Annotated in this window: 21 protein-coding genes; 12 read left to right on the top strand and 9 right to left on the bottom strand. The window is 70.1% G+C overall.

All coding sequences use genetic code 11. The features are described 5' to 3' along the window. Positions 1–36 precede the first annotated feature (36 nt). The 5 genes from hisD to ACGFNN_RS05370 all read left to right on the top strand — a co-directional run bounded on the left by hisD (position 37) and on the right by ACGFNN_RS05370 (position 5,557). Positions 37–1,347 carry a histidinol dehydrogenase gene (hisD, locus tag ACGFNN_RS05390; RefSeq protein ID WP_393553186.1) on the top strand — a complete coding sequence of 437 codons (1,311 nt, stop codon included), beginning with the start codon at positions 37–39 and terminating at the stop codon, positions 1,345–1,347. Further along, on the top strand, positions 1,344–2,123 hold the full coding sequence (locus ACGFNN_RS05385) for an SDR family NAD(P)-dependent oxidoreductase (protein WP_393553184.1): 780 nt from the start codon (positions 1,344–1,346) through the stop codon (positions 2,121–2,123). Before hisD ends, ACGFNN_RS05385 begins: the two co-directional genes overlap by 4 nt. Next, positions 2,120–2,899: an HpcH/HpaI aldolase/citrate lyase family protein gene (locus ACGFNN_RS05380; protein ID WP_393553182.1), complete on the top strand. Its 780-nt coding sequence runs from the start codon at positions 2,120–2,122 to the stop codon at positions 2,897–2,899. The genes ACGFNN_RS05385 and ACGFNN_RS05380 overlap by 4 nt, the downstream gene beginning before the upstream one ends. Positions 2,900–3,106: 207 nt before the next feature. Further along, on the top strand, positions 3,107–4,474 hold the full coding sequence (locus tag ACGFNN_RS05375; protein ID WP_393553180.1) for an MFS transporter: 1,368 nt from the start codon (positions 3,107–3,109) through the stop codon (positions 4,472–4,474). 84 nt (positions 4,475–4,558) lie between these two features. Then, complete coding sequence (locus tag ACGFNN_RS05370; RefSeq protein ID WP_393553178.1) at positions 4,559–5,557, top strand: ester cyclase; 999 nt, start codon at positions 4,559–4,561, stop codon at positions 5,555–5,557. A 169-nt stretch (positions 5,558–5,726) separates the two neighbouring features. On the opposite strand, the gene ACGFNN_RS05365 is transcribed toward ACGFNN_RS05370, so the two are convergent. The 4 genes from ACGFNN_RS05365 to ACGFNN_RS05350 all read right to left on the bottom strand — a co-directional run bounded on the left by ACGFNN_RS05365 (position 5,727) and on the right by ACGFNN_RS05350 (position 10,397). Further along, positions 5,727–7,031 carry a BNR-4 repeat-containing protein gene (locus ACGFNN_RS05365; protein WP_393553176.1) on the bottom strand — a complete coding sequence of 435 codons (1,305 nt, stop codon included), beginning with the start codon at positions 7,029–7,031 and terminating at the stop codon, positions 5,727–5,729. A gap of 155 nt (positions 7,032–7,186) precedes the next feature. Beyond that, complete coding sequence (locus ACGFNN_RS05360; RefSeq protein WP_393553174.1) at positions 7,187–8,488, bottom strand: extracellular solute-binding protein; 1,302 nt, start codon at positions 8,486–8,488, stop codon at positions 7,187–7,189. 62 nt (positions 8,489–8,550) lie between these two features. Then, positions 8,551–9,471, bottom strand: coding sequence for a carbohydrate ABC transporter permease (locus tag ACGFNN_RS05355; protein ID WP_362554531.1), 921 nt, complete (start codon positions 9,469–9,471; stop codon positions 8,551–8,553). Then, complete coding sequence (locus tag ACGFNN_RS05350) at positions 9,471–10,397, bottom strand: sugar ABC transporter permease (RefSeq protein ID WP_362554529.1); 927 nt, start codon at positions 10,395–10,397, stop codon at positions 9,471–9,473. The genes ACGFNN_RS05355 and ACGFNN_RS05350 overlap by 1 nt, the downstream gene beginning before the upstream one ends. Before the next feature lie 341 nt (positions 10,398–10,738). Between ACGFNN_RS05350 and ACGFNN_RS05345 the strand changes: the two genes are divergently transcribed. Beyond that, positions 10,739–13,027, top strand: coding sequence for an FAD-dependent oxidoreductase (locus ACGFNN_RS05345; RefSeq protein WP_393553172.1), 2,289 nt, complete (start codon positions 10,739–10,741; stop codon positions 13,025–13,027). Positions 13,028–13,088: 61 nt separating this feature from the next. On the opposite strand, the gene ACGFNN_RS05340 is transcribed toward ACGFNN_RS05345, so the two are convergent. Both ACGFNN_RS05340 and ACGFNN_RS05335 read right to left on the bottom strand, forming a co-directional pair. Beyond that, positions 13,089–13,877 carry an IclR family transcriptional regulator gene (locus ACGFNN_RS05340; RefSeq protein WP_362663386.1) on the bottom strand — a complete coding sequence of 263 codons (789 nt, stop codon included), beginning with the start codon at positions 13,875–13,877 and terminating at the stop codon, positions 13,089–13,091. A gap of 201 nt (positions 13,878–14,078) precedes the next feature. Continuing rightward, positions 14,079–15,101 carry an acetylxylan esterase gene (locus ACGFNN_RS05335; RefSeq protein WP_393553170.1) on the bottom strand — a complete coding sequence of 341 codons (1,023 nt, stop codon included), beginning with the start codon at positions 15,099–15,101 and terminating at the stop codon, positions 14,079–14,081. Positions 15,102–15,312: 211 nt separating this feature from the next. Here ACGFNN_RS05335 and ACGFNN_RS05330 point away from each other — a divergent pair, with 211 nt between their 5' ends. Continuing rightward, on the top strand, positions 15,313–15,897 hold the full coding sequence (locus tag ACGFNN_RS05330) for a DinB family protein (RefSeq protein WP_393553168.1): 585 nt from the start codon (positions 15,313–15,315) through the stop codon (positions 15,895–15,897). Between the two features lie 69 nt (positions 15,898–15,966). Then, complete coding sequence (locus ACGFNN_RS05325; RefSeq protein ID WP_393553166.1) at positions 15,967–16,728, top strand: GNAT family N-acetyltransferase; 762 nt, start codon at positions 15,967–15,969, stop codon at positions 16,726–16,728. Positions 16,729–16,964: 236 nt separating this feature from the next. Here the strand turns inward: ACGFNN_RS05325 and ACGFNN_RS05320 are convergent, their stop codons facing one another. From ACGFNN_RS05320 to ACGFNN_RS05310, 3 genes are all read right to left on the bottom strand, one after another. Beyond that, positions 16,965–18,122, bottom strand: coding sequence for an acyl-CoA dehydrogenase family protein (locus tag ACGFNN_RS05320; protein WP_393553164.1), 1,158 nt, complete (start codon positions 18,120–18,122; stop codon positions 16,965–16,967). A gap of 115 nt (positions 18,123–18,237) precedes the next feature. Next, complete coding sequence (locus ACGFNN_RS05315) at positions 18,238–18,450, bottom strand: hypothetical protein (RefSeq protein WP_393553162.1); 213 nt, start codon at positions 18,448–18,450, stop codon at positions 18,238–18,240. Positions 18,451–18,504: 54 nt separating this feature from the next. After that, on the bottom strand, positions 18,505–19,497 hold the full coding sequence (locus ACGFNN_RS05310) for an NAD(P)H-dependent flavin oxidoreductase (RefSeq protein ID WP_393553160.1): 993 nt from the start codon (positions 19,495–19,497) through the stop codon (positions 18,505–18,507). A gap of 314 nt (positions 19,498–19,811) precedes the next feature. Between ACGFNN_RS05310 and ACGFNN_RS05305 the strand changes: the two genes are divergently transcribed. The 4 genes from ACGFNN_RS05305 (at position 19,812) to ACGFNN_RS05290 (ending at position 23,530) form a co-directional block, all read left to right on the top strand. After that, entirely contained in the window at positions 19,812–20,576 is a 765-nt protein-coding gene (locus ACGFNN_RS05305; protein ID WP_393553158.1) for a 3-hydroxyacyl-CoA dehydrogenase, read from the top strand. 103 nt (positions 20,577–20,679) lie between these two features. Further along, entirely contained in the window at positions 20,680–21,444 is a 765-nt protein-coding gene (locus ACGFNN_RS05300) for a crotonase/enoyl-CoA hydratase family protein (protein WP_393553156.1), read from the top strand. Next, on the top strand, positions 21,444–22,598 hold the full coding sequence (locus tag ACGFNN_RS05295) for a CaiB/BaiF CoA transferase family protein (protein WP_393553154.1): 1,155 nt from the start codon (positions 21,444–21,446) through the stop codon (positions 22,596–22,598). Before ACGFNN_RS05300 ends, ACGFNN_RS05295 begins: the two co-directional genes overlap by 1 nt. Positions 22,599–22,918: 320 nt before the next feature. Further along, on the top strand, positions 22,919–23,530 hold the full coding sequence (locus ACGFNN_RS05290) for a TetR/AcrR family transcriptional regulator (protein WP_393553153.1): 612 nt from the start codon (positions 22,919–22,921) through the stop codon (positions 23,528–23,530). Positions 23,531–23,842 lie beyond the last annotated feature (312 nt).

Genomic DNA, 23,842 nt, shown 5'->3' with positions numbered 1-23,842 from the left:
ATCCCTGTCATCAGTGCGCTGAAGAGAGAAGCCGTCATGCCCCGATTCCTCAAGTCCCCCGTCCCCCGTTCACAGGTGACCGCCGCCCGTGCGGACGTCACCGACCGGGTGCGCACGATTCTCGACGACATCCGCGAGCACGGCGACGAGGCTGTGCGCCGGTACTCGGAGAAGTTCGACAACTGGAGCCCGGAGTCCTTCCGTCTGTCGCCCGAGGAGATCGAGCGCATCGTCGCCGGTGTCCCGCGGCAGACCCTGGACGACATCCGGTTCGTGCAGAAGCAGGTACGCACCTTCGCACAGGCCCAGCGGGATTCGATGCTCGACGTCCAGATCGAGACGCTCCCCGGTGTCCGCCTCGGCCACCGGCACGTCCCCGTCTCCGCCGCCGGTGCGTACGTGCCGGGCGGCCGTTACCCGCTGACCGCGTCGGCCCATATGACCATCGTGACGGCCAAGGTCGCGGGCGTACCCCGCGTCGCCGCCTGCACACCGCCCATCCGGGGCGAGATCCCGGCCGCCACGGTCGCGGCGATGCACCTGGCCGGCGCCGACGAGATCTACCTGCTGGGCGGCGTCCAGGCGGTCGCGGCGCTGGCCGTGGGCACCGAGTCCATCCCCGGCGTACCTATGCTGGCGGGGCCCGGCAACGCGTACGTCGCCGAGGCCAAGCGTCAGTTGTTCGGCGAGGTGGGGATCGACCTGTTCGCCGGGCCGACGGAGATCCTCGTCGTCGCCGACGAACAGGCGGACCCTTTCGTGGTCGCGGTCGACCTGCTCTCCCAGGCCGAACACGGGCCGGACTCCCCCGCCGTGCTGGTCACCACATCCGAGGCGCTGGCCCGCGAGGTCGAGCAGCACATCGAACGGCTGCTGCCCGGCATGCCGACGAAGGATTACGCCGAACCCGCCTGGCGCGACCACGGGGAGATCGTCGTGGCCGACACACTCGACGAAGCCTTCGGTATCGCCGACTCCTACGCCAGCGAGCACGTGGAGGTGCTGACGGAGAACCCACGACAGGCGTTGGAGAAGATGCACGACTACGGCGCGCTCTTCCTAGGGGAGGGCACCTGCGTCAGCTACGGCGACAAGGTCATCGGCACCAACCATGTGCTGCCCACCCGCGGCGCCGCCCGCTACACGGGTGGCCTGTGGGTCGGCAAGTACCTCAAGACCGTCACCTACCAGGAGGTCACCGACACCGACTCGTCCGCGCTGCTGGGCGAGGTGTGCGGGCGTGCCTCCCGTGTCGAGCTCTTCGAGGGGCACGCCCGCTCGGGTGACGTCCGAGCCGCGAAGTACGGCGCCCGTGCGCTGCCGTGGAACGAGGAGGCAGGCGCGTGACCTCCAGCAGCACAGCGCCGCTCGCCGGGCGGACCGCGCTCGTCACCGGGGGCGGAAGCGGCCTGGGCCGGGCCGTCGCCCGGTCGCTGGTGGCCGACGGCGCCCGAGTGGTCATCACCGGACGGGACGCGGAAGCCCTGAAGCGCACCTCCGACGAGCTCGGACCCGACCTCGTCCTGCCCCGGGTCTGCGACGTGTCCCGCCCCGCGGAGGTCGAGGCGCTGGCCGAGGCCCTCGCGGACCTGGAGATCTCGATCCTGGTCAACAACGCGGGTGTCGCGGGGCCCGTGGCTCCACTGACCGACATCTCGCCCGAGGAATGGGACGAGGTCTTCGACGTGAACGTCCGCGGCGTGTTCCTGATGTGCCGGGCCTTCCTGCCCGCAATGACCCGCCGCGGCTCCGGCGACGTCATCAACGTCGCCTCGGTGTCGGGCAAGCGGCCGCTGCTGCGGCGCACCCCCTACTGTGCGTCCAAGATGGCGGTCATCGGCCTGACGACGACGCTGGCGGGCGAGGTGGGACCGGCCGGGGTTACGGTCAACTCCCTCTCTCCTGGCCCGGTTTCGGGCCCACGTATGGAGCGCAACTTCCGACTGGAGGCCGAGCGCACCGGAAGCAGCTACGCCGAAGCCGAGGAGGCGTTCGTCTCCCGCGCGGCACTCGGCAGGATGGTGACCGAGGACGAGGTGGGTGAGGCGGTGACGGCGATGCTCCGGATGCGCGGCTTGTGCGGCGCCGACATCGACCTGTCTGCCGGGATGGTCGCACGATGACGGTTTCCCGCACGCCCCGCCGGAGTCTCAAACAGCGTCTGGCGGAGGGCGAATCGCTGCGTGGAGCACTCCTGCGGCTCCCCTCGGAGACTCTGGTGGAGATGGCCGGCGTCGCCGGTCTGGACTACGTGGTCATCGACTGCGAGCACGGCCCCGCGGACACGGCCCTGCTCCAACAGCACATCATGGCGGCCGAGGTCCACGGGATCGACGTACTCGTACGCGTGGGCAGCGCGGAGCCCGCGCTGGCGCTGCGCGCCCTGGATCTGGGCGCGGCAGGCCTGATCCACCCGCACGTGGACAGTGCCGAGGACGCCCGAAGGGCGGTGGCCGCCAGCCACTACCCGCCCCGGGGCGGGAGGGGCTTCGCCACCTACAGCAGGGCGGGCAGGTTCGGCACGGTCGGCGCGGCCGACCACCTGGCCGCCTCCCGCGAGACGCTGGTGATCGTGATGATCGAGACGCGGCGCGCCTGCGCCGCCGCGGAAGCGATCGCCCGCACCGAGGGCGTGGACGCGGTCCTGGTGGGCCCCGCCGACCTGGCCGCGGACTGCGGCTTCCCTCCACCGGGGGAGGTCGACAGCCTGGTCGGTCAGGCGCATCGGGCAACCGCGGCGTGCGGGCGCACGGTGATGACGATCGTTCCGGGCCTCGATGCGGCGCGGGAAGCCGAGGAGACCGGCACCCGACTGGTCGTCTTCAACCTCGCCCAGGTGCTGATGGACACCTTGGGAGCTCTCGTGCGGCCGGAGGCGCCCGCACGACCCCGCGGCTGAGTGTCGTCGGTCGGGAGGGTCCGCGCAGCCTCGCCGGAGCCGGCCGCCGGGCCGTCCCGCGGGGATGCCCTCCCACGCCCCGGGCACCTCAGGAAGACCTGTGGTTCTCCCGTCGCCACCTCTTGACGGCCCACTGCCGGAACTCTAACGTTCTCGCTCAGTTCATACGTATGCATCACTCCCACCCACCGTGCGATCGGAGCAGCCATGTCCTCTGCAGCGCCACCCCGCACAGCCCCCGCGCCCGCACCCTCCGCAGCCCAGAAGAAGCGTGCGATCCGCCGGGCCATCGGCGCGGGCAGCATCGGTAACTTCGTCGAGCAGTTCGACTACGGCCTGTACGGCTACATGGCCCCGATCATGGCCCCCGCGTTCTTCCCCGAGAGCGACCGGACCGTGGCGGTGCTCGGCACCTACGCGATCATCGCCGTGGCGTGCCTGTTCCGCCCGCTCGGCGGGACACTGCTGGGCCGCTGGGGCGACCGGGTGGGCCGCAGGAAGACACTGCTGTGGACTCTCGTGGCCATGGGTACGGCCACCGCCCTGGTCGCCGCTCTTCCCACCTACCACCAGGTCGGCATCCTCGCACCGCTGCTTCTGCTGGTGCTCCGGGTCGTACAGGGCACCGTGTCCGGCGGGGAGTACGTCGGTGCGGTCGCCTTCATCGTCGAGTGGGCCGAACCCGACCGCCGGGCGTACTACACCTCGTACGCCTCGAACAGCTGTTTCGTCGGCACGCTCGCCGGCGCCGGAGTTGCCGCGCTGACCAGCTGGGTCTTCGACGGCCCCACCCTGGACACCTGGGGCTGGCGCGTGCCGTTCCTGCTGGCCGTCCCGCTCAGCCTGGTCGGCCTGTGGATGCGCAGCCGCATAGCGGAGAGCCCGGAGTTCGTGCGGGCCACGGAAGACGGCGCCGACGTCGTCGAGTCTCCCGTCCGCGAGGCCCTGCGCTCGCAGTGGCGCCCCATCCTCGTCTTCTGCGGAATCTCGATCATGTGCGCGATCCTGTCCTACACCTGGGTCACGTTCTATCCGCAGTACCTGACGGACTCACTGGGCCTGCCCCGCTGGATGGGCCTGGCCTCCAACGCCATCTCGATAGCGGTCCTCATCCCGACCCTGCCGCTGGCCGGCAAGCTCTCGGACCGTATCGGCCGCAAGCCGATGCTCATCACCGGCGCCATCGCCTGCATCGTCCTGGTCCCCCTGGCGTTCCGGGTCGGCGAGGAGGGCACGTTCGGCGCGGCGGTCGCCAGCCAGTTGATCTACCTGGTCCCGGAGTTCTTCCTCACCGGCATCGTCACGGTCTGCGCGGCCGAACTCTTCGCCACCCGAACCCGGTTCAGCGCCAGTGCCATCGCGTACAACAGCTCGTTCTCCATCTTCATGGGGATCACCCCGTTCGTCGCGACACTGCTGGTCGACACGTTCGGCACGATCTACGCCGTGTGGGCCTACCTGGCCGTCGGCGCCGCCCTGGCCCTCGTCGTCGTGACCTGTTTCATGACGGAGACCTACCGGAGCCAGCTTGGCGCGGACAAGTTCCCCCGCCAAGGGACACCACAACCTGTCTGACCACGGTCGGCAGGCTTGCCCCGAACCATCTTCATCCGCCAATCTGTACATACGCATTCACGTCGCAATCGGAACGGAAGCACCATGGCCCTGGACCCTGTCGCGTACCTCCCCTACGAGGACCCGGACGACTTCATCCGCGAGGTGACCGACCGCATCTGGGTCGAGCGCGACATCGCCCACATCGTCGACAACTACGAGCCCGACTCGATCGTGCACACCAGTCTCGGGACCGTCGTGGGCCGTGACGGCGTCATCGAGGGCAGCACGATGCGGATGGCCGCGGTGCCGGGCCACATCGGGCAGGCCGAGGACGTGGTGTGGGAGGCGCGCGGTGACGACGCCTTCCTCAGCTCGCACCTGGTCTTTTCCGCCGACGAGCACCTCACCGACGGCCGCAACATCCGTGTCCGCAAGCGCACCGTCGCCAACTGCCTCTACCGACGCGGCCGGATGGTCGAGGAGTGGGTGGTGCGCGACGACCTGGCGGACTGCCTGCAGCTCGGCATCGACCCGGACGAGGCCGCGCGCGGCCTCACGTTCCAGGGTTACAGCGGTTCGATGACCGAGGAGCCGCCCAAGGACGTCCTTCTGGAAGGCGTCAGCGGCCCGCGGCCCGACGACTTCCGTCCCGAGTGCGAGATGGTGCTGGACTTCATCGATCAGGTCTGGTCGCAGCGGCAGCTCAACAAGGTCAACGACTTCATGGTGCGCGACCTCTTCCTGCACACCATCGGTGACCGCACGGTCATCCGGCCGGAGCGCTACCAGGCGGACCTTCTGGAGATGGTCGGCCCCTTCCCTGACGCACGCTTCGCCGTCCGGGACGTACAGGCCCACCACGCCGAGCGGTACGCGGGCCTGCGCGTGGCCGTGACATGGACCATGCACGGCACGTACCGCGGGATCCCCGCGTTCGGGCCGCTGACCGGCCGGCCGGTCACGGTTCTGGGCGTCTCCCAGTTCCTCATCCAGGACGGCCGCATCGTGAAGGAGGTCCGCGTGTACGACGAGATCGCGCTTCGCGCCCAGATCAACGCCGGCCGGAGCGACGACACGGAGGTCGCGGCCAACATCTACTGACCGCTCCCGTTCTTGCGGGATGCGGGCCGGCCCGGCGCGGCACTTGAACCCAAGTGGCGGAGCCGGGCCGGCCCACGCCCGCGCGCACGGCCACCACGACGTGGGCACCGGTCGGCGGGAAGAGCCCGGCTGTCCGGTGACGGGCTCCCCGCTCCGAGCGAGGCTGCCCTCAGCGCAGTCCGTAGTACAAGGCGTTGTGAGCGGTGTCCGGCAGGTAGAGCACGTCCCGGCCGTCCGAGTCCCGTCGCACCGCGAGCCGGTCCGCGCTCACACCCGGCGCGGCCGACTGCGCGATCCAGGCGCCGTCCGCCGACTGGGTCGCCGAGAAGACCCGGTCGGTGCCCGACGTGGTCACGTAGTAGACGCGTTTGGTGTCCGTCTCGTCCCAGGTGATGCCGAGAGCGGCAGCGGTCTGTCCGCCGGCGTACACCGTCTTGCCGACCCAGCCGCCACCGCTCGGATAGGCGTAGTACACGCGGAAGTTCCCGCCGCTGTCCGCCGAGCGGTAACGGTAGGCGATCTTCGGGGTGGAGCCGTCGAGGGTGAGCTTGGCGCTCTGCACTGCGGGGCCGGTGTAGGCGTTGTCGGCGCTCCACTCCTCGCCGACGGTGAGGTCTTGGACGACGTCGGAGGTGGCGGGCGTGACCGGGGTGGTGACGGTCGTGTTCGTACTGTCGGCGAAGGCGCCGGTCGACGGGTCGTAGGACAGGTAGGAGAGTTGGTGGCGGAACGCCGTCGCCGGTGCTTTCGCCCACTCCCACAGGAGGTGTACCCGGCCGGAGGCGTCCACCGTGAGGTCGTCGGGGTACGCGGAGCGGTACAGCGCGCTCGCGAAGGTCGCGACGACGCTCCAGCGGGAGTTGGCGTTGTCCCAGCGGTACAGCTTGCCGGGGCGCTGGTCGTTGCCGGTCCCGACGCGGGCGGCCAGGTACAGGTCGCCGTTGGGCGCCGTGGTGACGACCGGGTAGGTGATTCCCACTCCCTGATCGGGCAGTTCGGACGCGTGATCGCTGACGTCACCGCCGGGGGCCTCGGTACGGAAGTAGCGCCAGGAGTCGGCGTGCATGGAGGTGAAGACGTGCAGTCGGCCGCTGCCGTCGCGGGCGATCGACGGCTGGTTGTGGCCGTTGTCGTCGGGGAACTCGGCCTGCTGCCCGTCGCTGTTCAGCAGCGGCAGCCTGCTCCAGACCCCGTCCGGGTCGCGCCGCGCGATGGCGGGCCGGTGGGTCGCGGCCGTCGAGCCCGGCTCGTTGAAGGCGAAGTACGTGTACTGTCCGCGGCCCTTGTACGTGGCGACCGGCGTCCACCAGGCGGCCTGGTTCGACGTGTCCATCGCGTACGGGACCTTCTCGATCACCGTCGCCGCGGCTGCCGTTGTCCGCGCGGTGTCGGCCCCTGCGGCCGGGGCGGGCAGGAGGAGAGCGGCCAGGGCCGCGGCAGTGGCGGTGCAGGTGCGTACCGTGGGACGTCGCAAGATGAGCTCCTTCGCAAGTGCGCGTGCGGGCGTGGGAGACGACGCGTACGGGAGCGGCCCGGGGCCGACCGGCTCGGTCGTCGTGCGGGGGCGGGGTACGGAGCGGACCCGGCGAGGTGTGCGGCGCTCGCCGGGCCCGGTCACGCTGTCGGGCCTCAGCGCTTGATGAGCGCGGCGGCCTCCTCGCCTGCCTGCTTCATCGCGTCCTTCGGCTTCGCCGTGCCGACGAGGACAGCCTGTACCTGCTTGGCGACGGCCTCCTCGATCTGGGCGTTCTGCGCGAACTGCCAGAAGGGGCTGCCGGTCGCCGTCTTGGTGATCTTCTCGGTCCACTCCGTGGTGAAGGTGTCCTTCGCGACCTCGGGGGCCGCCAGGCCCGCGGTGGTGGACGGCGGCAGTGCGCGCGCGGCGAAGTACTCGGAGGTCGTGGCCTGGTCGGTGGTGGTGTGGAGGGCGAACTCGGTCGCGGCCTCCTGTCCCTTGCCCTGCACGATCGCGATCACACCGCCCCACAGCAGCGCCTGGGGCGTGTCCCCTGCCTTGAGCACCGGACGTTCCATCGGCTGCATGGCGTCGGCCAGCGTCTTGTCCTTGGACTGGGCGGAGGTCACGCCCTTGCCGATGATCGCGTCGTCGTAGAACGCGGCCTTGCCCTGCCCGAACAGGGCGCGCGCGTCGAAGCGGTCCACGTCTGCGGCGATCAGCTTCTCGTCATGCAGCTTCTTGTACCAGGTGACGGCGTCGACGGAGGCGTCGTCGCCTATCGTGACCTTCCCGCCGTCGAGCAGCTTGCATCCGAAGGTCTGCATCCACGGGAAGATGTCCTTGAGCTGCGCGACCTTGGTGGCGGCGGCGTACGGCACGACTCCCCCGCCGAGCCCCTTGAGCTCGCGCAGGGCGGCCTCGAACTCCTCGACGGTGGTGGGGTGCTGCTTGATGCCGGCCTTCGCCAGGAGCTTGGAGTTGGCGATCACACCGATCGATCCGGTGTTCCAGGGCAGCCCGTACTGCTTGCCGTCGTACATGCCGCTCTTGAGCGCCACGTCCGTGTAGCCGCCCTTGCCGGCCACCGATCCGAGGTCGACGAGCTTGCCCATCTGCGCCATCGCGGCGAGCCAGGCGATGTCGAGGTGCACCGCACCTGTCGTCTCGCCGCCGCCCAGCTTGAGGGTGAGCTGGCTCAGGTATTCGTTGTACGGGTAGGAGACCGCGCGGATCTTCGACTTCTCGGCCTTCTCCCACGCCGCGATGATCTTCTCGATCGAGGGCTTGGCCGCCTCCTCGTTGAGCGACCAGGAGGTGAAGTCGAAGTTCTTGGACTTCGGGTCGCCGCCGTTCGAGGACGAGCCGGCGCCGGACGGCGCACAGGCGCCGAGCACACCGGCGCCCGCTGCACCGAGCACGCCGATGCCGAACATGCGCAGTGCGCCGCGCCGGCTGATGCCAGAGGTGGTCATGATCTCTCCAGGGGATGTGCGGGAAGGAAGGAACGTGAGGGGCGCGGAGCCGGCCCGCGTATTCAGCTCTTGACCGAGCCTGCGGTCATGCCGCCGACGAGGTATCGCTGCAGGAACATGAAGGCGACGATCACGGGGACCGACACCACGAGTGAGGCGGCCATCAGCTGGGGCCAGGCGGTCTGGAACTCGCCGATGTAGGTCGAGACGAGCCCGGGAGGCAGGGTCTGCTTCTCCTTGTCGGCCAGGGTCAGCGCGAAGATGAAGTCGTTCCAGCCGCGTACGAAGGCGAAGAGCCCGGCGGCGATCATCCCCGGGGCGGCCAGCGGCGCCACGACGGAGTGGAGCGTCCGCCACCGGGACGCGCCGTCGATGGCCGCCGCCTCCAGCAGGGCGTCCGGGATGGTGTCGAAGATGCCCTTCAGCATCCAGACGCACAGCGGCATGGTGAACGTGGTGAAGGAGAGCACCAGCGCGGTGTACGTGTTGAGCAGACCGAAGCTGGAGAAGACGGTGTAGAGCGTCACCAGCAGAAGGGCCTGGGGGAACATCTGGGAGGCCAGCACCAGGTGCATCAGCGACCGCCGGCCGCGGTAGCGGAACTTGGAGAACGAGTAGCCCATGTATGTGGCGACGACCACGCTCAGTACGGCGGTGATCGAGGCCACGATGAGCGAGTTGATCATGTACTTGATCAGCTGGTCGTTCTCTGCCAGGGCGGTGAAGTTGCTCAGGGTGAGGTCGGTGGGTATCAGCTTGGGCGGGAACTGGAAGGTCGACTCGGGTGTGCTCAGCGCGGTGGCGAGCAGCCAGTAGACCGGCAGCAGTCCGAACGCGCCGATGACGACGACCGCGCTCCAGGCCGCGATCCGCGAACGCAGCAGGTCCTTGCGCATACGGCGTCGGACGGTGCGTCCCGCCCGGGTGGCGGACTGCTGCGGCCGGTCGACGGCGGACAGCGGGGTGGAGGTGGTGGTGCTCATCAGGCGTCGCCCTTCCGCTCGGTGATCCTGAGGTAGACGGCGACGAGGAGGAGCAGGAGCAGCATCCACAGTCCGCCCAGTGCGGTGGCCCGTCCGATGTCGAAGCCCTTGAAGGCGGTCTGGTAGACGGCGGTCGCGAACGTCTCGGTGGTGCCCGCGGGTCCGCCGCCGGTGAGGACGTAGATGGTGTCGAAGTGCTGGAAGTTCCAGATGAACTCCAGCAGGAGCACGATCGAGGCGACGCCGCGTACCTGCGGCCAGGTAACGGCGAAGAAGCGCCGGACCGAGCCTGCCCCGTCCATCGAGGCCGCCTCGTGCAGCTCCTTGGGCACGGTCTGCAGTCCGGCCAGGAGCATCACCATCATCCAGGGGAAGCTGGCCCAGGTCTTGGTGACGATCACGGCGAGCATCGCCGTGCCGGGCCGGCCGAGCCAGGCCACGGACTCGTCGATGATTCCGGTCTCCATGAGGACACCGTTGAGCACCCCGTAGTTCGCGTTGAAGATCCACATCCAGAGGAAGGAGACCACCACGCCCGGGATCACCCAGGGGAACAGGAACAGACCGCGCAGGAAGCCGCTCGCCTTGAGCCCGGTGTTCAACGCGAGCGCGAGCGCGAAGCCGATCACGAAGGGGACGAGCGTCGCACCGACGGTGAAGACCAGCGTCTGCTGGAGGATGGTGAGGAAGTCGCCGTCGAGCCAGTAGGTGAAGTTGTCCAGGCCGACGAACTCCCTTCCTGGAAGCCGCAGATCCTGCCTGAAGAACCCGGTGAACAGCGCCGACAGCAGCGGATAGAAGATGATCGCCGCGAACAGGGCGAGTCCCGGCGCGGTCAGCAGCAGGGCGAACGCACCGTTGGAGAGCCGTCCCCCGGTCCGGTCGCGGGGCGGGGGCGCCTTCTGGGGAGGTGCGGCCGTACTCATGGGTCTGTCCTCTCAACTGGTGACGGGAGCGCCGGAGCCCTGCGTCGTCGTCCCTGCTGCAATGAATGCAAGTTGCAGCATGCGGGATCGTTCTCCATATCGTGCGATGGCGTCAACCCTTTTCGTCGGTGAATCGCCGATTCTGTGCAGGGTCGGCGAACACACTCCACCTGCCCCGAACTTGCACAACGGCTCACGACGGCCAGGTCGGTGGCCGCAATCGGAACTTACAACGCATCCCATTGGTTGAACAGTGGTTGCACAATATGGATGTGATGTACGTTCAAGGCCGCTCCGCTGCGGCGGGGAGTATCCGAGCGTCACACCAAGGAGGCCGCACCGTGCGGGAAGAAGAGGTCCATTACGACATCGCCGTGATCGGCGGCGGATTGGCGGGGACCTGCGCGGCCATCGCTGCGGCCCGGCTCGGCCGACGCGTCGCCCTGGTCAACAACCGGCCCGTCCTGGGCGGCAACGCCAGCAGCGAGATCCGCGTCTGGGTCTGCGGCGCCACCGCACACGGCGTGCACCGCTGGGCCCGCGAGACCGGGATCATGGGCGAGCTGTACACCGAGAACCAGTACCGCAACCCCGAGGGCAACCCCCACTACTGGGACCAGGTCGTCCTGGACGCCGTCCGCGCCGAGCCGAACATCGACCTCTACCTCAACACCGACGTACGCGAGGTCGACGCGACCGGCCCCGCCGACAACCGCGAGGTGCACTCCTGCACCGGCTGGATGATGGGCTCGGAGCGCCGCATCACCTTCCACGCGCGCCAGTTCCTCGACTGCACCGGGGACGGCCTGATCGGCCACCTCGCCGGCGCCCGCTACCGCATCGGCCGTGAGGCGCGGGCCGAGTTCGACGAGCCCTGGGCGCCGTCCGAGGAGGACCATGCGCTGCTCGGCTCGACGATCCTCTTCCACACCAGGGACGCGGGCCGGCCGGTGAAGTTCGTACCGCCCTCCTACGCCAAGGACTTGTCGACGACGCCCATCCTGCGCAACCGCATCCTGCGCACCGGCGACAACGGCTGCGACTACTGGTGGATCGAGTGGGGTGGCGAACTCGACACCGTCCACGACAACGAGCGCATCCGAGACGAGCTCCAGTCCGTGGTCATGGGCGTCTGGGACCACATCAAGAACTCCGGCAACTTCCCGGACGCGGCGAACCTCACCCTCGAATGGGTGGGCAGTCTTCCCGGCAAGCGCGAGTACCGCCGCTTCCTGGGCGATCACGTCCTCACCCAGCAGGACATCCTCCAGCAGCGCCGGTTCGAGGACCGGATCGCCTTCGGCGGCTGGTCCGTCGACCTCCACCCGGTACAGGGCATGTACGCCGAGGAGCCGGGCGCGCGCCAGCGGTACGCGGACGGCATCTTCCACATCCCCCTGCGCTCCCTCTACTCGGCGAACGTCACGAACCTGCACTTCGCCGGGCGCAACATCTCCGCCACCCACATCGCCTTCGGGGCCACCCGTGTCATGGCCACCTGCGCGACGCTCGGCGAGGCCGCGGGCACCGCCGCGGCCCTGTGCGTCTCCGAGAACCTCACGCCGCGGGAACTCGCGACCAAGCACGTGGACCTGGTTCACCGCACCCTGCTGCGCCAGGACGCCTCCGTGATCGGCCTCGCCGACGAGGACCCGGGAAACCTGGCGCGGACGGCCCGCGTCACCGCCTCCACCCACCTGGCCCGACTGGCCGCCGAGCCCACGCCGGAAGCACCCGGAACCCCGTACCCCCTCACCCGTGACCTCGCGCTCCTGCTGCCGGTCGACCCGGCACTCGACGCGGTCGACCTGCTCGTCCACGGCGCCCCGGACGAGGCGGCCCGTGAGCTCACCGTGGAACTGTGGAGCACGGAACGGGCCGAGAACGGGGTCCCTGCCGACCGTCTCCTCTCCACCGCGGTCACCGTCCCGCCCGGCGGCCCCCACTGGGTCACGGCCCGCCTCGGCCACCACCCCGGGACACCCCGCAACGTCATCGTCATCGTGCGGGCCTGCGCCGACACCGCCCTGGTCCTCCTCCCCGAACGCACCGACGGCGTCCTCGCCCTGCGCAGGAAGGCCGAGGGGGACGCCGGGGTCGACCACGACATCCCGGAGGAGGAGGGCCAACTGGTTCTGGAATGGCAGGCCCGAGGCCTTCGCCGGCAGACCTTCGCCTTCCGGGCGGCCCCCGACACCGGAGCCTTCCGCCCCGAACGTGCGGTGGGCGGGTTCCAACGCCCCTACGGCGGGCCGAACATGTGGTCCTCCGAGCGGGGGGACGACTCCCCCTGGCTCCGCCTCGACTGGCACGGCGAGCGGGAACTCACCGAGATCCGCCTGGTGTTCGACGACGACGTCGACGAGTACCTCAACAACCTGCACCGCCACCGCACCCCGTACGAGGTCATGCCGGAGCTCGTACGCGACTACCGCGTCCAGAGCCGTGACTCCGCCGGTACCTGGCACACGCTCCTGACGGTGTCGGACAACCGTCGCCGCCACCGCGTACACGCCCTGGAGGCACGGGAGGGCGGCCCCGTACGCACCGACGCGCTACGGCTGTTGGTCGACGCGACGCACGGGGCGCGGCACGCGCACGTGTTCGCCTTCAAGGCCTACGGCGCATAGCCGGACGGCGAAGGGGGGTGGGAAGGCCGGCCGGCCTTCCCACCCCCCTTCGCCGCGTGTGTCAGAGCGCGCCGAGCGCCTGACTGATGGCGTCGGCGGCCTCGATGACCTCGCGCACGAGGGCGAGGCGCTGCCCGTCGGTGTCGGTGCGGTCCCCGAGCACCGAGCTCGGACCCCAGAGGGAGATGGCGGCGACGATCTCCCCCGAGGCGTCGCGCACCGGCGCGGCCAGGGAAGCGCGGCCCAGGGCGCGCTCCTCGGCCTCGACGGCGTAACCGGTGCGCCGGACGGTGTCGATCTCGGCGTCGAGGAGGTCGTGGCTGGTCGTCGTGTACTCGGTGTGCGCGTCGAGAGGATCCCCCAGCAGCTTGCGACGCTCCTTGGGGCCGAGGCCGGTGAGCAGACACTTGCCGATGCTCGTGGCATGCAGCGGTGCGGTGTGTCCGGCCTGCGTGTAGGACTTGGGCGCGCGGGTGCCCTCGAAGTTGCACAGGAACATCAGCTCGCCGCCCCGGCGTACGGCCACGTTGGCCCCGAGCCCGGTGCGGGTGGCGAGGCCCTGGAGCACCATGCGGGCGGCCCTGTGCACGGGGTGGCGGTTGGTGGCGGTGGCGGCCAGCGGGAGAAGACCGAGGCTGAGGCGGTAGAGATTGCTGACCGGATCGCGTTCGACCATGTCGAGGCGTTCCAGGGTGGACAGCAGCCGGGAGGTGGTCGAGGATCCCAGTCCGGTGAGCTCGGCGACATCGGAGACTCGGAGTTCGGGCCGGCCGGAGTCGAGTGCGCGCAGCACCGAGACCGCTCGTTCGACGCTCTGGTTCGTCCCTGCATCGGTCGCCCGCGTGACCATGACCCTCCTCGTTCTGCAAATCCCTTGCACATTCTGCATCACCATATCGCGCGCGGTCGACGCCCGTACCGGAATTCGGCGACCGCGGCGGCTGCACGGCGCCCCGGGGGCCGGACGCAGATGGTCTCGCGGAACCGCCAGGTCACGGTGCGGGCACCCGTGAGCGATTCGACCTGGCGGATCCGGTCGTACGGCAGCCGGTCAAGCCGTGGGGCCCGGCGACACGGGGTCCGCCTCGGACAGGAAGTGGCGCTGAGCCTCCTCCAGGGCCGCCGTCTCGGCCGGCTCGCCCGGGTGGTCGAAGTGCCCCGCCCGGAGAACCAGGAGTTCGCGCGGCCCGGCCAGTGCGTTGTACACCGCGAACTGTCCGGGCGGGGGCACATGGGGATCGAACAAGGCTGCGGCCACATGTACGGGGATCTCGAGGTACCGGGCCGCCGTCGCGGCGTCGAAGTACGCCAGGACGTCCAGCACCGAGGGCTCCTCGGCGAACCGCGAACGCACCGACTCCCCGCTGCCCGTGCACGGAAGGGTCACCCGGAGCGGGTGGTTGCCGAAGGTCGGCACGGTCAGCCCGGCGGCCTGGAATCGGGCGTCCCAGGGGAGCGCGAGCGCGCCGATACCGCCGCCGAAGCTCGTGCCCAGGTACGTCAGCCGTCCGGCGGCCTCCGGCACCAGCAGCTGCAACGCCGTGGCCGCGCACCAGACGTCCGCCACGCACCCACCGATGAGGTATGACTCCCGGGCGCCTATGCCGTGCAGGACGTGCCCGGCCGACTTCGAGGGAACGTCCGGCAGCAGGCTCCGTGTCCCGAGCCCGCGCAGACAGGGCCAGATGGCCGCGGTCCCGGGCGGGGACTGCCGGAGGTCCGGGGCCGCCCGGCCTCCATATCCGTGAGTCGAGACGCAGCCCTGGGTGACCCGGCCACCGAGAGGGACGGTCAGCCACCCGCCGATGCGGACGCCGTCGACGGACATGTACGAGACGTCGGCGACCCGCATGCCGTCCACCGTGGTCCAGGGGCCCTCGATCCGGGGCGCCGTGTCCACACGCATCGCACGCGCGTGGCGCTCCCGCCAGAAGTCGGCGAAGTCGTGCGGGCCCTGCGGCGCCTTCACGGCGAGGAGGCGGGTCAAGTCGTAGCCGTGGGTGGGGTCGAAGGGGAAGTCGTGGGGCGGCGGGCTGAGTTCGCCCAGGTCCGTCGTGAGCGGATGGGTGGACAAGATCTCTCCTTGTTCGGTGTGCGTGGTGACCAGCAGGTGTCCGGCACGGTCGCACTGCGCAACGTACGCGACTCCGGCGGCGCCCGGCCCGCCCGACTCGGCCTGGGCCCCTGCCCACCACCCGTGTCTGCTCCCCGTCTTCGAGGCCGTCCCGGTGGCAGCGCCCACGGGATCTTGAGACCACGAACACCCCGTGGCAGGCTCGTGCCGCATGATCGATGAATTCGCGAAGGACAACCTGCACGGGAGACTGCGGCGGGACCGCGAGGCGCTGCTCTGGAAGCTCGACGGCTTGTCCGAATACGACGCCCGCCGGCCTCTGACAGCCACCGGCACCAACCTCCTGGGCCTCGTCAAGCACGTGGCCGCCGTCGAGGCAAGGTACTTCGGCGAGGTCTTCGACCGCCCATTCCCGGAATCGCTGCCCCGGTGGCAGGACTCCGACGGCAGCGACCTGTGGGCGGCCGAGGGCGAGACCCGCGATGGGATCATCGGCTTCTACCGGCGGACCTGGGAGCACTCGGACGCGACGATCAACGAGCTTTCCCTCCTCACCCCCGGCCACGTGCCGTGGTGGCCGGAGCCCTATTCGCACCCAAACCTCTTCGCCGTCCTGGTCCATGTCCTCGGCGAGTCCAACCGGCATGCAGGGCACGCCGACATCCTTCGCGAGGGCCTCGACGGCCGGACCGGGCTGCGCCCCGAACACGAGCAGCGGATCGACGCCGAAGCCCGTGCGGCCCACCGCGCCAGGATCGAGCACGCCGCCAGGTCTGCCGCACCGGTCGAGGCGTAGAGGTTGCCTCACATGATCGATGTCCGCGAAGTCGGACCATCGTTCCGCGCTGCCTGGTAGGCATGGTGTATGCGGGAACTCGATTGCTTGGGCGAGGTCGAGCAAGCCTCGGACGACGACTCGCCGGTGGTCTGGGCCGCGCAGGGGCAGGAAGGCGGGGCACTGGGGCCGGACGTACGGGCCTGGCGTCATCGCGGAGCCCTGGTGGTGGCCAGCCCGAGCCTGCAACAGAACCGGCTCATGGTCAGCGGGGACACCGCGGACGCGGCAGCGCTGGTGCGACGGGTCCTCGAGGAGGTTGGAGCGTCCTACCGGCTGCTGGGAGAGGCGGTCCTGGTCGACGAACTGGTGCGGCAGGTGCCCGGCCTGGTGCCGGTGCACCAGTTCTACTGGATGGAGACCACATCCGCCTCAGGCGTCGACGCTCCGGAGGTCCGGTGGCTGGACGCTCACGAGGAGAGGAGGGCAGCCTTGCTGTTCGACCGCTTCTTCCCCGACTCCTACGCACAGCCTGGACGCGCCGGAGTACGCCGATGGGGCGGCGTCGTCGGCGAGGTGGACGGGGGTGGCGAGCCCCGGCCGCTGGCCGTCGCGGCAGACGCGTGGTCCGCGCAGGGGTGTGGGTTCATGGGCGGGGTGATCGCTCATCCCTCCGTCCGCCGCCGCGGGCTCGCGCGGGCCGTGTCCGGGTTCGTCCTCGACGCCCTCGTACGCCGCTACGGTCGTGCCGCGCTCATGGTGATGGCCGGTAACACGCCGGCCATTGCCACGTACGAGCGCCTGGGCATGGTGAAGCGTCGCTTCGGAGCAGCGCGGCTCCAGGCCGGATGAGCGCCGGCCGACACCCACCGCGTCAGGATCTCCCCTCGCGAAGTGGTGCGTTGCCCGATCAGATGTCGCGAGATTCGGTTGGTGAAATCCATCGACGACGGATGGACGAGCAGGCACAGCTCCTGGCAGACCGGCGGTGTCCGGAGTGACACCGTGGCTTGCCAGGAGCCTGCCCTTCCCTCAGAGCACACCAACTGACACACCTCACACACAGGTTGACGGATACCAGGGCCGTGTCACAGGCCGATCGACTTGGCGATGATGGTCTTCATCACTTCGTTGGTGCCGCCGAAGATCCGCGAGACGCGGTGGTCCGCGTACAGACGGGCGATCGGGTACTCAGTCATGTAGCCGTAACCGCCGTGCAGTTGCAGGCACTTGTCGATGACCCGGGCGGCCGCCTCGGTGCAGAACAGCTTCGCCTTGGCCGCGTCGGATCCGCTGAGCTCACCCGCGTCGTGCAGTTCCAGCGCCCGGTCGGCGTAGAGCTGGACGGCTTCCGCCTCGGTGGCGCACTCGGCGAGGACGAACTTGGTGTTCTGGAACTGGGCGACCGTCTTGCCGAAGACCGTGCGCTCCTTGACGTACTCGGTGGCGAAGCGCAGTGCGGCCGTCGCGGCGGCGGCGCTGCCGAGCGCGATGGACAGCCTTTCCTGCGGGAGGTTGTGGGAGAGGTAGGAGAAGCCCTGCCCCTCCTCGCCGAGCCGGTCCGCCACCGGCACCTTGACGTCGGTGAAGGACAGTTCGGCCGTATCGGATGCCTTGAGGCCGATCTTCTGGAGCTTGCGGCCGACGGCGAACCCCTCGGACGTGGTGTCCACGCACAGGATGGACAGACCCGCGCGACGGTCCTGCGGGTCGAACGGGGCGGTGCGCGCCACGACCAGGATGAGGTCGGCCAGCGCTCCGCCGGTGATGAACGTCTTGGCGCCGTTGAGGACGTAGTGCGCTCCGTCGGCGGACAGTTGGGCCTTGGTCTGGATGTTCGCCAGGTCCGAGCCGGTGCCGGGCTCGGTCATCGCGATCGCCGTCATGAGGTCGCCGCTCGCGAAACCGGGCAGCCAGCGCTGCTTCTGCTCCTCGGTGCCGTACTTCATCAGGTAGGGCAGGATCAGGTTGGAGTGGACCGAGTAGTTACCGAAGGAGACGCCGACGCGGGCCGTCTCCTCCATGACGATCGCGGCGAACTTGAAGCTGCTCTCGGCGGCGCCGCCGTACTCCTCAGGCACCTGGATGCCCAGCACGCCCAGCTCTCCGAGCCTGCGGTAGAAGTCCCGCGGAGGGTGGCCCTGCTCCTCCCATTCGTGGTGGACCGGCACGACCTCCTTCTCTATGAAGTCCCGCAGCATCTGGCGGAATGCCTCGTGGTCCTCGTCGTACACAGAAACGCGCACAGCAACCCCTTCGTCCCGTGAGCTTGACGTGATGGCGCCCGAAGGCGCGTGATGGCTGGTCATGGTGTGCTTCGGTGGGCGCGGGCGGCGTTCGGTGCCTGCCGCGGGTGCGGTTTCATCCGGGGCCCTCGACCTGGCGAACGCGGCGCTGCCGGTAGAGCTGCTCCTGTGTGAGGCTCGCGCGCAGGACTCCGTCGACGGTGCTGACCGTGCCGGTGTACCAGCCGCGTCCGCCCGCGACCGTGTGCGGGACCAGGTCGAGCAGCACCCAGTCGTCGAGCCGGGCCGGCCGGTGGAACCACACCGCGTGGTCGAGGCTGCGGGGCACCGGTCTGTGCGGCGGGCGGGAACGCACCCGTACGGAGAGGACTCCGCGCTCTCGTCATGACGCGGGCACCGCACTCGGCGCGGTCATCGCGGCGAGTCTGCCCCCGATGATCTCGGCGGCCTCCCGGACGATCTGTCCGATCAGTTCGGCGCAGGTCGGGATGGAGTGGATCAGGCCCTGCACCATTCCGGCGGACCAGATGCCGTGGTCGAGGTCTCCGGTCTCGTAGACCCGCACCCCGCGGGCGCCGGCCACCAGTTCGCGGACCTCGCCGAACGCCGCGCCTTCCGCAAGGCGCTTCACGACCTCGCGGCTGACCGCGTTGTCCGCGACCCTCGCGGTGTTGCTCAGCTGACGGAGGATCAGCTGGGTGTTCCGCTCATCGGCCTCGACCAGACGGTCCTTGACCTTCTGGTGGATCTCGGACTCGACGGTCGCCATGAACCGCGTCCCCATGGTGATCCCGTCCGCGCCCAGCGCCAGCGCGGCCACCAGGCCGCGTGCGTCGCCGAAGCCGCCGGAGGCGATCACCGGGATGCTCAGCGCGTCGGCTGCGGCGGGGATCAGTACGAGGCCGGGGATGTCGTCCTCACCGGGGTGCCCCGCGCATTCGAAGCCGTCGATGCTGACGGCGTCCACGCCCAGCCGCTCCGCCTTGATCGCGTGCCGCACACTGGTGCACTTGTGGATGACCTTGATCCCGTGGGCGTGGAGGTGCTCCAGATGCTCCACCGGGTTCGCCCCCGCGGTCTCCACCACAGGCACGCCCGAGTCGATGATCGCCTGCCGGTACTCGGCGTAGGGCGGCGGGTCGATGGCCGGCAGGATCGTCAGGTTCACCCCGAACGGCTTGTCGGTCAGCTCCCGGCAGCGAGCGATCTCGGCCCGCAGGTCGTCCGGGGTGGGCTGGGTCAGGGCGCCCAGGAATCCAAGCCCGCCCGCGTTGGCCACCGCCGCGACCAGCGGCGCTCGGGAGACCCACTGCATACCGCCCTGGACGATCGGATGCTCGACCCCGAACTCCTCGGTGAACCTGGTTCTGATCACGTTCAGCACCCTTCAACTAAACGATCGTTCGATGGGCACCCTTCCAGTCCCACCATGAAGATGTCAACGCACCGACCGGACCAGGTGCCGCGCAATGGCCTCCAAGCCCCCAAAACCCGCCGCTGACCACTCCGTTGACACCGCCATGGCCCTGTGGTTGCCTGAGGGCACGTTGCAGAACGATCGTTAAGTCGGCAGGCCGGATGATGCCCTGCCAGCCCCTCCACCGCGAGCGGCCTTCGCCTGTCGCAGAGGCTCCCACCCGGCCGTACCTTCGTGGCAGCCGCCACATCGCGAAGAAAGTGGGTTGGTTCATGCGCAGCGACGGCGTTTCCGCTCTTGTCACCGGTGGGGCCTCCGGCCTCGGTCTGGCCACCGTCAAGAAGCTGCTGGCATCGGGGGCCGCCCGGGTGGTGCTGCTCGACCTGCCGTCCTCCGACGGCGACTCGGTGGCCAAGGAACTCGGCGAGCGAGCCGTGTTCGTCGCCGGTGACGTGCGCGACGAGGCGGCGGTGACCCGCGCGGTGGAGGCCGCGGCCGAGGAGGCGCCCCTGCGGGTGGCCGTCAACTGCGCCGGCATCGGCGACGCGGGCCGCACGGTCGGCAAGGAGGGTCCGTACGAACTGGAGCGTTTCACAGCGGTGGTGACGGTCAATCTGATCGGCACCTTCAATGTGATCCGGCTGGCCGCGGCGAAGATGGTCACCAACGAGCCGCTGGACGGCGACCGCGGCGTCGTCGTCAACACCGCGTCCGTAGCGGCGTTCGACGGGCAGATCGGCCAGGCAGCGTACTCCGCGTCCAAGGGCGGTGTCGTCGGCATGACCCTGCCGATCGCACGGGACCTGGCAAACCGTCAGATTCGGGTGACGACCATCGCGCCCGGCCTGTTCGACACCCCGCTGCTCGGCAGTGCCCCGCAGGAACTGCGTGACTCGCTGGGCCGGCAGGTGCCGCACCCGTCGCGGCTCGGCACCCCGGACGAGTACGCCTCGCTGGTCGCGCACATCGTCGACAACCCGATGCTGAACGGCGAGGTCATCCGGCTCGACGGCGCCATCCGCATGGCCCCGAGGTAGCCCGCCCCGTCCGGTCCTGTCCGCCGCGATCCGGCGGACAGGACCGATCACCCCCTTGCCGTTCCCGGCCGTGCGCGGCCGCCGATCCCGTCCGGAGCCAGAGATGTCCGATGCGGTCCACACCGAGTTCTCCGACGGCGTCGCCGTCATCACGATCAACCGCCCCGAGGCCCGTAACGCCGTCAATCTGAGCGTCGCCGAGGGCATCGCGGCCGCGCTCGACGCGCTGGACGCCCGCGACGACCTCACCGTCGGCATCCTCACCGGCGCCGAAGGCACTTTCTGCTCCGGGATGGATCTGAAGGCGTTCCTCACGGGTGAGCGGCCCAGCATCGAGGGGCGCGGTTTCGGCGGCCTCACCGACGCCCCTCCGCGCAAGCCGCTGATCGCGGCGGTGGAAGGGTACGCGCTGGCAGGCGGCTGTGAACTCGCCCTCGCGTGCGACCTGATCGTGGCCGCCGACAACGCCAAGTTCGGCATTCCCGAGGTCAAGCGCGGCCTGGTCGCCGCCGCGGGCGGTCTCCTGCGGCTCCCGCAGCGTCTGCCGTACCAGATCGCCATGGAACTGGCCCTGACCGGCGCCTTCCTCGACGCCCGGCGCGCCCACGACCACGGCCTGGTCAACCGGATCACCGAGCCCGGTGGCGCGCTGCACGGGGCCCGCGAACTCGCCGCCGCCGTCGCGGCGAACGGCCCCCTCGCCGTCTGCGTCAGCAAGGAGATCGTCCAGGGCTCCGCCGCCTGGCCCGCCGCCGAGGCCGGTGCACGTCAGAAGGTCCTGGTGGAGCCCGTCTTCGCCTCCGCGGACGCCGAGGAGGGCGCCCGCGCCTTCGCCGAGAAGCGCGCGCCTCGGTGGACGGGCCGCTGATGGCCGCCACACCCGCCCCGCCCGGCGGACCGCTCGCCGGGGTACGGATCGTCGAGCTCGGCGGTATCGGACCCGTCCCGTTCGCCGGGATGGTCCTCGCCGGGCTCGGTGCCGAGGTGATCAGGATCGAGCGGCCTGGCGTACGTCCCGGCCCCGCCGACACGGTTCTCCTGCGCGGCAGGCGCTCGGTGGCCGTCGACCTCAAGCACCCCGAGGGCGCTGCCGCCGTACAGCGCCTGACCGACTCCGCCGATGCCGTGACGGAAGGGTTCCGGCCGGGTGTCGCCGAGCGTCTGGGCCTGGGTCCGCAGGACTGTCTGACCCGCCACCCGCGCCTGGTGTACGGGCGGATGACGGGTTGGGGCCAGGACGGTCCGCTCGCCCAGGCCCCGGGCCACGACATCAACTACATCGGCCTCACCGGTGTGCTGCACGCGATCGGGCCGGCCGGCGGCGACCCCGTCCCGCCGCTCAATCTGGTCGGCGACTTCGGCGGCGGCGGGATGCTGCTCGCCCTGGGCGTCGTCAGCGCGCTCCTGCACGCCCGCGCCACCGGCACGGGTCAGGTGGTGGACGCCGCCATGACCGACGGCAGCGCCCTGCTGCTCGCCATGACGCACGGGTTCCTGGCGGGCGGGCTGTGGCAGGACGAACCTGGCGTCAACATCTTCAGCGGCTGCGCGCCCTTCTACACGACGTACCGCTGTGCGGACGGCCGCCATGTCGCCGTCGGGTCGATCGAGCCGCAGTTCTACGCCGACCTGGTGCGCGGCCTCGGTCTGGCGGACGACGCCGAGTGCGCCGTCCAGGGCGGCCAGGAGGCCTGGCCCGCCGTACGGCGGCGGTTCGCCGAGGTCTTCGCGACGCGTACGCGGGACGAGTGGGCCGAGCGCTTCACCGGCACCCAGGCCTGTGTGACCCCCGTGCTGTCCCTGACGGAGGCCGCGGAGCATCCGCACAACGTGGCCCGCGGCACCTTCCTCGACACGGACGGGCCGCTGCGGCCCGCCGCGGCGCCCCGGTTCTCCGTGACCCCGGCCGCATCCCCCGTCACCGCGCCGAAGGCGGGCGAGGACACCCGCGACGTGCTGGCCGGCGCCGGCCTTGTCCCGGCCGAACTCGACGGGCTCGCCGAGCGCGGGATCATCGCATGATCCTCGCTCCTGGCGGGGCGCCCTTCGTCCACGAACAGCCCGAGTGGCCGGGGTGACCACCCTCAAGGGGCAACCCCGTATCCCCCGATCCTGCCCGGCGTCTGGCCGACCTTGGGCAGCTCAGAGCCATGGTGTAGCCGTATACGCCGCTGCCGGCCGGTCCTCCGCCGGCCGCCCGCCCCGGGCACTCCGCCCGGATCGACGCCGCCCGTCCAGGAGCGGCTTCGGCAGCTCCGCCGCGCCGCTATCATGGGGCGGCAGTGTACGAACGTTCGGCCAGCCCAGTGGCTTCCCGGCCGCCCCTGTGTGATCGGAGTACCGTGCCCACGCGACCCACCGGTTATCAGGCCATCGTCGAGGCGGCCCGCGAGGAGATCGCCGAACGCGGTTACGGCGCGGCCTCGATCCGGGACATCGCCCAGCGTGCCGGTGTCAGCCTGTCGGCGCTCTACTACTACTACAAGAGCAAGCAGGAACTGCTCGTGGCCATCCTGGACGAGGCCCACGAAGCCTTCTTCACCGCCTGCGGGGAAGCCCTGGAGCGGGCGGGAGACGACCCGGCCGAGCAGTTGGAGGCCCTCGTCACGGCCACGATCCGGTACCGCACCTCGCACCGCGTCAAGAGCAGCATCATGGAGACCGAGCAACGCAGCCTGGAGCCTGAGCACTTGGCGCGCTACCGCAAGAACGCGGAGCAGGGCACCCAGCAGTTCCGTACGGTGATCGAGCGCGGGGTGGCGGAGGGGATCTTCCTGACGCCCTACCCCGATGACAGTCGTCGTGCGGTCATCGCCATGTGCAATGCCGTGGCCCAGTGGTACCGGCCGGGGGGCGAAATCACCGTGGACGACCTCATCGAGCGCTACGTGTCCCTCGCGCTCACCGTCGTGGAGTACCGTCCCCGCGCCCCACGGCGGGCCGCCCGCGGCTGACGCCCCGGGACCGTCCGGCCCGGCGCCCCGGCGATCACGCCCGGCCCCGGCTCATCACCCCTTCGCCGAGGAGACGTCGGCACGTCGTGCCCGTCTCGCGCACCGCGTGCTCCGGCGTCCTCGACTGTTTCCACCAGAACGGCGGCCGCTTGCACTCCGGGGGTTGTGCTTCGGACGAGGCCCAACTTAACGTTCGTTCATCGACGTACCGGTTCTCCGTACAGGCCTCTGTGGCCTCGGGACCCGGTCGTTCGGCAGCCGTCGACGGGAGTACCGCGTGTCCTTCGTGACCGACCCACCTGTTTCATGCGG

Origin of the sequence: Streptomyces sp. NPDC048590, assembly GCF_043199535.1 — a bacterium.
In the GTDB taxonomy this organism is placed as follows: Bacteria; Actinomycetota; Actinomycetes; order Streptomycetales; family Streptomycetaceae; genus Streptomyces.
This window is presented reverse-complemented; position numbering and strand designations above follow the sequence as displayed.